Origin of the sequence: Kordia sp., from assembly GCF_045105435.1 — a bacterium.
In the GTDB taxonomy this organism is placed as follows: Bacteria; Bacteroidota; Bacteroidia; order Flavobacteriales; family Flavobacteriaceae; genus Kordia.
On the sequence record NZ_JBGCDL010000242.1, the window covers coordinates 1 to 12,208 of the forward strand.

8 protein-coding genes are annotated in these 12,208 nt (G+C 35.7%); all 8 read right to left on the reverse strand.

The window, feature by feature from the left end:
• On the reverse strand, positions 1–458 hold a 458-nt coding region (locus tag AB8B65_RS12350), incomplete at its 3' end, for a polysaccharide lyase family 7 protein (protein WP_405301352.1).
• Positions 459–466: 8 nt separating this feature from the next.
• Complete coding sequence (locus tag AB8B65_RS12355) at positions 467–1,462, reverse strand: PKD domain-containing protein (protein WP_405301353.1); 996 nt, start codon at positions 1,460–1,462, stop codon at positions 467–469.
• Between the two features lie 19 nt (positions 1,463–1,481).
• Positions 1,482–2,903, reverse strand: a complete 1,422-nt coding sequence (locus AB8B65_RS12360) for a RagB/SusD family nutrient uptake outer membrane protein (RefSeq protein ID WP_405301354.1) — start codon at positions 2,901–2,903, stop codon at positions 1,482–1,484.
• A 26-nt stretch (positions 2,904–2,929) separates the two neighbouring features.
• The gene (locus AB8B65_RS12365) at positions 2,930–5,992 is read right to left on the reverse strand and encodes a SusC/RagA family TonB-linked outer membrane protein (RefSeq protein ID WP_405301355.1); all 3,063 of its coding nucleotides are present in this window, start codon (positions 5,990–5,992) and stop codon (positions 2,930–2,932) included.
• A gap of 293 nt (positions 5,993–6,285) precedes the next feature.
• Complete coding sequence (locus tag AB8B65_RS12370) at positions 6,286–6,633, reverse strand: cupin domain-containing protein (protein WP_405301356.1); 348 nt, start codon at positions 6,631–6,633, stop codon at positions 6,286–6,288.
• 44 nt (positions 6,634–6,677) lie between these two features.
• Positions 6,678–8,735 (reverse strand): polysaccharide lyase family 7 protein, encoded by a 2,058-nt coding sequence (locus AB8B65_RS12375; RefSeq protein WP_405301358.1) that lies wholly within the window; start codon positions 8,733–8,735, stop codon positions 6,678–6,680.
• Positions 8,736–8,808: 73 nt separating this feature from the next.
• Complete coding sequence (locus AB8B65_RS12380) at positions 8,809–10,650, reverse strand: T9SS type A sorting domain-containing protein (protein ID WP_405301359.1); 1,842 nt, start codon at positions 10,648–10,650, stop codon at positions 8,809–8,811.
• A gap of 9 nt (positions 10,651–10,659) precedes the next feature.
• The gene (locus AB8B65_RS12385) at positions 10,660–11,607 is read right to left on the reverse strand and encodes a polysaccharide lyase family 7 protein (protein ID WP_405301360.1); all 948 of its coding nucleotides are present in this window, start codon (positions 11,605–11,607) and stop codon (positions 10,660–10,662) included.
• Between the last annotated feature and the right edge of the window lie 601 nt (positions 11,608–12,208).

A 12,208-nucleotide genomic window follows, 5' to 3' on the forward strand; every position in this document is an offset into this window, starting at 1 on the left:
TTTTTGTCACGAGAAACCTCATCAATGGCCAATTTACCTTTCATTTTACCGCCTTGCTTAAATGTCCAATTTACATTGTTGTTACCAGGTTCCATTTGTTCACGCAATTCTGAACGTGAGTATTTGGTATTAGCGGTAGTCGCTTTGCTTGGATATGCATAGAATACTATTGCGCCGCGTACAGAATCGTTGTACATGTATGGCAATAAGTCTTCATTGGTTGCATAGTCCAATATTTCTGGTGGTGACACTTCCTGCGGTTTTTTTCCGTTCCCCGCAGGCGTTGTCACTTTCCAATGCGATAAATCAATTTTAGGCAATTTGTACTTTTTTCGCTTTTTCTTTTTTCTTTTTCTTTCCTTTTTTACCGTTTCAGTTTTGCTATTGTCGTGAGACTGCGCCACACTAACCGTAAGTGTAAAGGAAAAGAATAGTATAAATAGCGTTTTTATTTTCATATAGTTTCTTAGTTAACAGCAGTAATTGTTACAACATCAGCTCTTACTTCTTCGTCTCCACCTGTATAATTGTAATCTCCAATACTATCGCCTCCAATTCCTCTTATGAACAGCGCAACACTATCATTAGCACCTGCATTGAATGTGTACGTGTATGATATGTAACTATCATCATTTGGATTACTTTGTACTTCTATTAAAAGGTTGTTTGCAGGATCTTCTACTTGTGCTACGGTTCTGTAACCCCATGTACCAGTATCTGAATTTCCTTGTGGCATTAACGCAGTGTCTGTATAATATGTTGGTGTGTAACCTGTGTCATATCCTGAACCTGCTAATACTCTTAGTTCAAGCATCCCTGGGAATGCTCCATTTTCTGGAGATTTGAAAGAAGTTACTATAGTAATGTTGTAGTCTGCATTTGGTGTTACTGCAAATTCTTGATATACGTGATCTGGTTCGTTGTTATCAAATTTTACCACATTGTCAGAACCTCCGTTACCAGAACTTGATTCTCCTTGTTCTCCAATTTCTTTGTTAATCCAACCTGCACATGCACAATCTGATCCTGATGATTTAGGCAGTTTGTTAAAGTCGAAATTAACTAACGTTGGGTCTGCAACTAGTGGTGCTTCCGGCTCTATTACTTCTACAGTTTGTGTAAATGTACTTGTAACCCCTAAAGCATCTGAAGCAGTTAATGTTACGGTATATGTTCCTTCTCCTGGATACGTGTTGAGTCCGTCTATATCTGTTGACGTGTTTCCATCACCAAAATCCCATGCATACATTGTTGCACTTGTGGAGAGATTGGCAAATGTGTAATTTTTCCACTCTTCATCCGCTCCTTCTCCTTGTGTAAAAGAGAAATCAGCTTTTGGAGGTGTTGCATCTGCAATTGAGTTTTCTCCTAGCGGTTCAAATTTATCAATGTCACAAGATTGATATATGAGTGCTCCTACTAGTAGAAAAGCCATACCAACTATTTTTACTGTTTTTTTCATAATGTATCTTTTTTAATTTTTAGTAGCCTGGGTTTTGAGTCATTAAACCATTACTAAGATTTATTTCGCGCTGTGGAATAGGCAATAATAAATCTGTAGCTGTAAATGTATAATTATTTGCAGCTGAGAAGCTTGATAATACATTTTGTGCTTCTCCAAAACGAGCTAAATCGAATAAACGTTGATTTTCAAAAGCTAATTCTGCACGTCTCTCATCAAGTAATTCTTGCTTTGTTACAGACGTTACAGCAGCTGTTAGGCCTGCTCTGTTTCGTACCGTTTGGAAAGAGGTTATTGCAGCCATATTCGTTGTTTCTTGATTTCCTGCTAATATAGCTTCTGCATGCATTAGTAATACATCTGCATATCGTAATACAACCCAATCATTTCCTGATAAGGTAGCATCTGCTGCAAATACATTCCCGTTATCACCACCATCTTCACCGTTAGGCAAGTATTTTACAACTTGTTTTTGTGTTGGTTGTAATGGATCTATTCGATATGAAAACGGTGTTCTGTCTCCTCCAGTAACATCTAAGAAATCAGCAGCATCTTGTGTAACGTAGTTTACACCTACAGTTCGTCCTACACCATTCATAAATTCTGCTGAGAAATCTTGACTGTCAGCTTCTATACCTTGTGTATATGCAATTACAAAGATTAATTCGTTGTTTCCTTCGTTGAAGAAAACATCATTAAAATTCGGTTCTAAAGCATATCCGTATCCCATTACATTTTCGCAAAGTATTTGTGCTTCTAAATAGTTTCCTAGTGTTAAGTGTACTTTTGCAAGTAATGCTTCTGCAGCAGCTTTTGAAGCTCTTGTATATTCACCGTTGCTTAGGTTTGCAGCGGCAGTTTCTAGATCGCTTACGATTAATTCATAGATAGTAGCTGTAGCCACTCTTGTAAAGGCAATTTCATCTTCTTGTGGTGTAATTGTTCTATCTATTAGAGGAACATCACCAAAAAGACGTACTAAGTTAAAGTAGCTGTATGCTCTTGCAAATTTTGCTTCACCTTCAAAAACAGGTGACATTGTTTCTGACGCATTTCCAAGATTTTCTAATACTAAATTAGCTCTAAATATGGTACTATAAGTACTTCTGTAGTAGTTTTCTACAATACCATTGTTAGGAGTTACAGCGTAGCTTTCAAACTGTGCAGCTTCTCCTTCTTGACTTTTCGTTCTTGTGTTGTCACTACGCATTTCAGTGACATAAAATTCTTGTTGTACACCACGATTGTCATTTAAACTTGTAGAGTTTACTCCTTGTATAGCATCGTAAATAGCAATTACACCAGTTTCAATTTGTTGATCATTGAGAAAGTAATTTTCACTACTTACTGCTGCTTGTGGTACTGGCTCTAGGAGGTCTTTATGACAAGACTGAAGTCCGATCACTAACATCAAAAAACCTATATATTTTAATTGTTTCATAATTAAATGTTTTTTTAAATGGTGTATTAAAATTGTACGTTTACTCCAAAAGATATAGTACTAAATATAGGAGAACCAGCACGCTGATATCCATACGTTGTTGCACTTGTGTTGTTTATAGATTCTGGATTAAATCCTGTATAACCGTCAGCTGTAAAATACAAAAGGTTTTGCGCTGTAGCATACATTCTGAATGAAGATGCGCCAAATTTGTTAGCAACATCATTAGGAAGGTTATATCCAAATGTTACGTTACGAAGTGCTATATAGCTTGCATCTTGTACAATGGCATCTGTAAATATTTTTTCTTTGATGAATCCTTGATCTGGTGTTGTAGAAGTATCAAAATCTTGTCCACTGTTGAAGTGATTGAATAGGTATTGATCTCCCATGTTACGAATTTCGGCACCATGACTTCCTTGAAACATAAAGCTTAAATCGAAGTCTTTGTATCGTAAGTTGTTGGAAACACTCCACACTAAGTCTGGATATGGATTTCCTAATATTGTTTTGTCATCATCATCAATAAGTCCATCTCCATTTAAATCTTTTACATATACATCTTGCGCTTGTCCTCCTGCTGGATGATAAGGATCATTGATAAATTCTAAAGGAATTTCACGATCTACAACCCAACCGTAGAAAGATGAGATAGGGTTTCCTACTAAGTTGATCCATTCTGCAGCTCTTTTACTGTCTACATTTTGAATTTGCCCGTTAGAGTCTGCAAAGTCAACTAACTCATTTTTGTTGTGAGAAGCTATGACTGTTGTTCCCCATCTGAAGTCTTCAGTTGCTATGTTTCTTGATGTAATTTCTAATTCAATTCCTGAGTTTCTTACTTCTCCTAAGTTTTCCAATGCTGCTGAGAAACCTGTTGAAGATGGAACTGGGTTGAATAGTAATAATTGATCACTCGTTCTTGTGTAGTAATCTAAAGAACCTGTAATTCTGTTGTTGAATAATCCGAAGTCAATTCCTGGGTTGAATTCTATCAATCGCTCCCATTGTAATTCTGGATTTGCAATGTTAAGCGCTACAAAAGCTGCTTGCGAGTTGTAATTGTCTGTTCCTAATAAAGAGATTGAAGGATATAAATCTGTAAGATTATTATTTGTATCAATATCCTTGTTTCCTGTAACCCCGAAACTTGCTCTAAGTTTTAAAGTTGTTAAGATTTCACTTTCTACTAAGAAATCTTCTTCTGAAACTACCCAACCTACAGAAGCAGAAGGGAAATTTCCGTATTTATTATCTATACCGAAAATAGAACTACCATCGCGTCTAAAACTTAACGATGCTAAGTATTTGTCATTGTATGCGTAGTTTACTCTTGCAAAGAACGAAGAGAATCCTTCTTCATAGGTATATGATTGTATTTCATTTAGAATTGTAGCTGCACTTAGGGTTTGTACTAAATCGGAAGTATATCCAGATCCAAGTGCGCTATCTCCTTGCCAATCCCATTTTTCAGCCGAAGCTCCAAGAACTGCGTTGAATTCATGTCCACCAATAGCTTTGTCGAATGTAAAATATCCTTCAGATAACGTGTGAATTCTAGTTTCATTAGATTCAAAATAACTTGCTGCAGCAGCACCGTTTCTGTTAGATAATACTCCTTGCCATCTGTTTCTGAATGTATTTTGGTAATCACCACCTAAACTTGCTCTGAATTTTAAACCGTCAACAATTTTATATTCTCCATAGAAAAGACCTGCAAGTTTGAATTTGTAATCATTACGATCGCGCTCTAATACTTTTGCAGCTGGATTTGTGTTTGAAGTGTTACTGATGTCTTGTAAAACTGAACCGTCTCCAAATAAATCGAAGTTATCAAAATGTCTCTGAATAGCGTAATCGCCCACTTGAACATTTGGATATGTAGCAGTATCTACAAACTGAATTGAGTTTGAATCATGGTACAAAGGCAACCAAGGCGTTTGTCTTAATATATCGTGTGTTGATCCGTCAAAACGTCTTCTTCTCGTGTATGATGGTGCAAAGTTTACACCTATTTTTATTTTATCACTTAGTTTACTGTCTAATTTTAATCTAGCATTGTAACGTTTGTAATCATCCGTTAACAAAACTCCTTCATCATGGTTGTAACCTAACGAAGCACTAAATTTTGTGTTTTTACTTCCACCACGTGCATTGAATGAATGTGTTGTTATTGTTCCACCTTCAAAGATTACATCTTGCCAGTCTCTATCAATACCTGTCGTTTGTGTTAGTAATTCCTTGTATGCTGTTCTGTTAGAAAGTGTTCCTGTTGCAGCGCGTTCTGCAGCAACAGTTTCTGCTACTGTAAAGTAGTAGTCGTCACTTTGTTTTGCTTCTTTAAATCCAAAAAAGGAATTGTACGAAAATGATGTTTTCCCTTCTTTTCCTTGTTTTGTTGTAATTTGAATTACACCATTTGCTCCACGCGAACCATAAATAGCTGTAGAAGCGGCATCTTTTAATACATCAAAAGTTTCCACTTCGTTCATATCTAAGTTTCCAAGGAAATCACTATCAACTACTAATCCGTCAATAACGATTAAAGGCGCTGAATCTCCATTTAATGAACCTACACCACGAACTCGTATGGTAGGATCTGAACCAGCTTCTCCTTCTGTTGCAGCTACATTTAAACCAGCTACTTGCCCTACAAGCGCATCATCTAGCCTTGATACTGCAATTTTGTCTAAGCCTTTATCTTTTACATTTAAAGTAGACATTGCACCTGTTAAGTGTTTCTTTTTTCTTGTACCGTACCCAACAACAACAACTTCATCTAATGCGTTTGCATCTTCTTCTAAGCTGATGTTTAACGTTTTTTGGGAATCAACAATAATTGTTTGTGAAATATAACCAACAAAAGAAAATTGTAATATATCGCCTTTTTTAACTGAAATTTGATAATTACCATCAAAGTCGGTAGAGGCACCTTTTGATGTTTTCACTACCTGAATGTTTACACCAGGAATAGGTTGATTGTCTGATTTGTCAACTACTTTCCCCTTGAGAGGATAAGACTCCTGTGCATACATTGAAATGCAGAAGAAGAGCATAACAATATAGGTTAGCTTAGTTTTTAAATTCATAATTAAGTTTTTTTTAATTAGTTAATATTCAACTAATCACTTATTGCCTTATTCATACTGCCATTTTTTTTGTATTTTTGAAGCATGCATGTTACGATAAGTAATTATGTATAATTTTACTTCCCTCCAAAGAAGTAATATTCCACAAAGGATAGGCGTGCACCTGTCCTTTTTTTTTGTTTTGAAAAATTGGTTTACCAGATTGGTTTACCAAATATATATAATTTTTTGAGATTTACAACGTTTTCGTAATCTTTATTAAAGAATTGTTAATTTTTTGTCTTTTACTTTTGCTATTCCATAAAGTCTTCTCGTATTGGACTAAATACGTCAATTAGTATTCCTTCTTCCGTACAAATAGCTCCGTGCAATACGTGTGGCGGAATGTAGACTGTATCGCCACCTTTTACAACGCTGGTTTGTTCTCCAATTGAAAACTCAAAAGTTCCACTTTCTACATACGTTACTTGACTGTGGTAATGTTCGTGCTTGTATCCTATTCCTCCTTTGTCGAAATGTACTTTTACGAGCATGATTTTGTCATCATAACCCATAATTTTTCTTTTTACACCTTCACCAACAACTTCCCATTCTAGGTCTTTGTCTAAAATAAATTCTTTGCTTGCTCCAAATGTTTTCATATCGTATCTTGATTAGTTTTTGATTGTTGTATTTTAAGTTTTATCTATTTTTTTGGTGGAGTTCCCGGACCTATTGTCGCTTCTCTAAACCATACTTCTGTGTAACAACCATTTTCATATTGTTTGGCAATGTTACCTCCGTACGTTTCTGCACCTGCGCACCAAACCATATTTTTTTTAGGATCTTTCCCATTGGTTTGATTGTATGCTCCTTGTTTGAAATAGTTTAATTCTCCACTATACGCAATAGAACGCTCAGTACCATCTTGCCCAATTGGCACAAATAGTTTTTGTACTTGCTGTGGAATGTCTGCTTTTTTCACATATTGAGATGCAATAAGATTCTTGGTAAATGTTTTTGTTTCGTGACCTTCGCTTGTAAAAGTGAGATACATTATTCCTTTGTACACATTTACTTCATAACTGAATTCTTCTCCTAATTCTATTCCATCTACAGGTTCCGCTGGAACATCGTTTTTACTTTTTCCAACTACAGACATATCGTGTCCCCAAATAGCAGAAGAATAATCCCATCTTCCTGAGTTATCATCACCTGCTGTATTGATTTCATAATTCCAAAAGACAGATCCTTTGGTGTGTCCTGGGAATTTTTTGTAGAATAGTTTAAAAGGTTCATTTTCATGTCCTTCTCCACTATGAATTTGCCCAACTACAGTTGCATACGAAGCTGCTACTCTGGCATCACCCGAAGTAGAAACTTGCATTACTTTACAGGTTCCTGTTAGTTTTCCTCCTTGTTCTGGCGTCCATTCGCGTTTTTCATGTAATTCTGTTCTTGTATTACTAGAATTTTTTGAAGTCACACCCGAATTTGGCGTTTTGTAAACAACCCAACGTCTTGTGCCATCAATTACAGTGTAGAAGAATTTTTTGTCTTCAAAATTTACAAGATCGTCTTTTTTAGTTCCATCACCCATTAGTATTTTAAATTTATCCATGAAGGGAATTACCTCACTTGGATAGACTGTTTTTCCACTTAAACCATCATTCGCCTTAAAATATCCTGCATTTGATATGGCATCCTCACTGATTGTAATTTTTGCTGTTTTAAACCAAACCTCCGCATAATTACCGTCAGCATATTGTTTTTGAAGGTCTCCGTTATGCGTTTCAGCTCCTGAACACCAAACTTTGTTTACTTTCGGATCTTTTCCATTGGTTTGATTGTAACATCCTAATTTAAAAAAGAGTCCTTGACCTGTGTATGCTTTTTCTTGTTCAACACCATCTTGACCAATTGGTACAAATAATTTTTTGACTTGTTCTGGCATGTCTGAACGGTTTGCATACGACGAAGTAATTAAGTTTTTAGTAAATGTTTTGGTTTCATGTCCTTTACTTGTAAAAGTTAAGTACATCATTCCGTCTTTTATTTTTACATCATAACTAAATTCTTCTCCTAATTCAATTCCATCTTTTGGCTCTGGTGGATAGGTATTTTTGTCCGTTCCGACCACGGAAAAGTCATATCCCCAAATTGGATACGAATAATCCCATCTTCCTGAATTATCATCACCGGCAGTATTGATTTCATAATTCCAAAAGACAGATCCTTTTGTGTGTCCTGGAAATTTTTTGTAGAATATTTTTAGTGGTTCATTTTCATGTCCGTCTGCACTATGAATTTGCCCTACCACAACTGAATACGTTGCTGCAACACTGGCATCTCCAGTTTTTGCAACATTCATTACTTTCAGCGTTGCATTCATGGTAGCATCAGTCATTGGCGACCATTTTTTTAGTTGTGCCAATTCAGTTCGTGTATTGTTTGAAGTACCATGTGTATTTCCTGCATTTGGCGATTTGAATACTACCCAATCTTCCTTTCCGTCGTTTGCTGCGTAAAAGAAATCTTTGTTTTCATAATCAGTTGCTTGTCCTACATTAGAACCATCACCTAAGATTAAATTCCAATGTTGAAAAAATGGAATTACGTCATTTGCCTTGAGACTTGTAGATGCATTCGCTGTTTTTCCATTTGGCTTTTGCTTTTTACTTTCGCCACAGCTATAGCACAAGAAAATTATACTTACCATTAATAGATAAGGCGCAAAATTTAACTTGGGTGTTTTGATACTCATAGTATACGGATCTGTTTGGTACTAATTGTTATGATTATATGTTGTAAAATAAACCTTTAATTAGATTGATTTTTTACTCTTTGATTATTTTTTTGGTAATGCTTTTATTGTTCGTTTCTATTTTTACTAGATACATTCCGTTTTTAAGATTAGAAATATCAACAGTATTTGTTACTTTATCAATATTTAACACTTCTTTCCCTAACATATCGTACATGCGTATTGAAACTGCATCATTTGTAGTTGTTTGAATGTTTAGTGTTCCTTTACTTGGATTAGGATACAGTTTGAAAGTAGTAGTTTCCGCATCATTTACACTTAAAGTAGCGTCAGAGATTATAATTTCATTTGAATAATTGAACGCTTTGTCAACTGCATAAATCTTGTAATAATTGCCCGCAGTGTATATATCTGTAAAGTTTGTATCTGTACCAATGTAAACTACAGTTCCCATAAGTCCGCCAGTTCCGTTAGTCGTTGTACCTCCAAATTGATAGATTCCATTTTGATTTGGATCGTTGTCTGCATTTGGTGCTGAAGTGTATTTTACAACTACATAACCACCATTGTCAACACCGCCAGCAGGCGCTGTCCAACCAATAGCGGCTATACCAGAATTATCTGCATACGTTCCTGCAGTTGGATCGTTTGGAGCTGTGTCGTCATACGCGCCAGCATATACAACAAAATCATCAATACGTACGGTTCCTGTATAATTGTTGTCATCACCATCTAATCTTGCAACTGCCCAACTGGAAGCATTGAAAGTTGCGCCTGATGTAACGGTTCTGTATGTTTTTGTATAGGTATTTGCTGCAAAAGGAGTTGCATCAGTAGTATTTCCGGCAATACCGCCTGAAGTATTATTTAGATAGATACCAGCATCTAAATCGTTTCCTGGATCTGTTGCTGCTGAGTAAAAATATTGAACTGTATAACTTGTACCTGTTTGAATTGTTGGGTTTGTTGGTGATGGCGATTGCATACGCACATTATTAGCGCCAGGCGTCACTGCCCATGCTGCTGAAAAATTACCTGTTCTTGCCAATGCTGCATCATCTGTCATATCTCTAATTGCAGAATTACTTGTTGAAGAAACCGTCCATTGTGTTTGGGCTGTTCCGCTTTGACCACTTCCAGCAGAACTCATCGTGTTATCAGCTGTTTGTGTTTCCATTCCGCCATCCATCTCTGGGAATTCTCCAATTACTTGTCCTGTTGTTGCTGGTGTAGTTGATCCACTATATACAATCTGTGTATTTACACGTTCAGCTTTTCTTTGATTTAATGTCGTTGGTGCAGATGAAGATCCTGCTCTATAGTTAAGAGATTGATGCCCAGTAGTGGCTTGCCAATGCCAATTTAATGATCCATTTCCTGAAAATAATGCGTTTGGTTGCATAGGATCTACTGGTACTAAATTAGAGCAATCCCAATCTACAGCAATTTCTAAAGCACCACCTGTATAATTAAAGCCTGTAGCTAAAATAAAGTTCATAAACCCTTCGGCACCCGGAAAATTGTTTGTAGTGTTAAATGTATATGTTCCAACAATAGTAGCTCCAGTTATGGCATCTGCCCAAGCGCTATCTAACGCTACTACTTCTGTTGCGCTTGAATTTTTCATATAAATTGTCATTGTAGCATCTCCTGAAGCCGTAATAATGTTTGTAGAACCTAAATCAAAGTTTACTTGTGATATTGTAGCGGAAGGAGCTAAAGAAGCTAATTCGGCAGCTGTATAGTGTATCACTGCGCGTGAATATACTGAGCTTGAACTACTACTTGAACGCTGAAAAGGTCCTTTAGTCGCTGAAGAATCTGTTCCTGTTCCCAGCGTAAGCGTTGCTTGTGAATGTGCAAAATCAACAAAACCTATAAAAAGTAATGTTATAAAAAGTAGTTTTGTTTTCATGTTTTTATTTTAATGAGTTATGTATAAATTGTAATATTTGACATACGAAAATGCATTTGCGTCTGTGGTAATTAAATAGTTCCCTGCTTTGTAATAGTTTTCAAAAGGCCATTTATCAAGACTTACATCTTCGTATATATAAGGAGTTTCGTTATTGAGTTGAACACTTAAGCGTGCGTCTGAAGCAATGATTTCAAAATCGAATGCATCATACCCAACATAACCTAAGTTTACTTTAATGTCGGACCAAATTGCGCTCGAAGTTGTTAGTAAATCATCACCAGAAGTAGTTTCATCAACTAGTGATTTTTTGTGCGACCAAACAAATCCGTCTTTCCAATATATTTTAAGTAATGGCGGTCCGTTGTTGGATGAGAAATTAAAGGCATTCATGTCTTCTTCTGAAATAATTCCGTGAATTTGCATGAATATTACATCGTGAAAATCATCATTGGAGCTCGTATCTGGTGAAACAGATGCTACTTTTAGGCGTCCTTTCATTCGTCCGCCTTCTAGCAATGTCCAATTTTCTCGTGAGTTTGAGGTATTGATCAGTTCGCGTAATTCAGTTCGAGAATACGAACTGTTTGTTGTAGAAGATTCTGGATAGGCATAAAAAACGAGTGATTCATCTTCTGTATCGTCATACATAAAAGGTTGTACAGGCGTTAAGTTTTGATATCCAAAGTTTACCAATTCGTCTGGTTGATATTCGTCTGGTTTTCCGTTATTGTTTTCATCTACCGGAAGTGTCACTTTCCAATTAGAGAAGTTGATATCTGCATAATTTACTGTTGGAGTTTCTTCTGGCGGATCCTCATTTGATGGTGTTTCTGTAGAAGTTGGTGTTGGTCTTTCTAACTCATCATTATTAGAACAACTTACTGTAAACACGGCAATTAACACGATAAAAAGAACCTTGTTGAGACAGTTATAAAATGTAGCTTTTGTATACATATTTAAAATTGGTTAACCAGATTGGTTTACCAAATATACTTATATTTCTGAATGGAACAAATTTTAATCTATAAAATGTGTACGCTTTCAAAATTTTATAAAGGTGAAGTAGCTACTTTAGGATTCGAACTTTTTGTTGGAGGATTTGAAAGAGATTGGTTGATTTTTTAAAAGAATGTGTGTTGTTATCAATAGCATCATTTAACTAGTTTATAATGAAATTAAATCTCTATATTTTAAAACGCATACAACTTACTGCAACTACAAGAGCAACGCAGTAATAAGTGATGTTTTGTTGTCTATAAATAGTTTCTTTGTCTTATGAAAAGGGTGGGATAAAATCATATCTGATTATTGGAAACTTTTGCGATAAAAAATTGAATTTCAACATACATGTTCTGTGTAAATTCAATTGTATTTAGCTAATAAGATAGACACCAATGACAAAGCTACAGCTAGCAGCGAACAGTCACTTTTTCATATCCGAAAATCATATTTAACATTGATTTGAGTACGTTTTACGAACTCAGAAATAGGATAAGTATGTCCAATTATCACAACACATTTTAAACAAATATTTTTATGAAAAAATCAATTTTAC

Bases quoted from the DNA above. Each gene is read 5' to 3' on its own strand.
- AB8B65_RS12355 (WP_405301353.1), bottom strand. From the start codon at position 1,462: ATGAAAAAAACAGTAAAAATAGTTGGTATGGCTTTTCTACTAGTAGGA.
- AB8B65_RS12360 (WP_405301354.1), bottom strand. From the start codon at position 2,903: ATGAAACAATTAAAATATATAGGTTTTTTGATGTTAGTGATCGGACTT.
- AB8B65_RS12365 (WP_405301355.1), bottom strand. From the start codon at position 5,992: ATGAATTTAAAAACTAAGCTAACCTATATTGTTATGCTCTTCTTCTGC.
- AB8B65_RS12370 (WP_405301356.1), bottom strand. From the start codon at position 6,633: ATGAAAACATTTGGAGCAAGCAAAGAATTTATTTTAGACAAAGACCTA.
- AB8B65_RS12375 (WP_405301358.1), bottom strand. From the start codon at position 8,735: ATGAGTATCAAAACACCCAAGTTAAATTTTGCGCCTTATCTATTAATG.
- AB8B65_RS12380 (WP_405301359.1), bottom strand. From the start codon at position 10,650: ATGAAAACAAAACTACTTTTTATAACATTACTTTTTATAGGTTTTGTT.
- AB8B65_RS12385 (WP_405301360.1), bottom strand. From the start codon at position 11,607: ATGTATACAAAAGCTACATTTTATAACTGTCTCAACAAGGTTCTTTTT.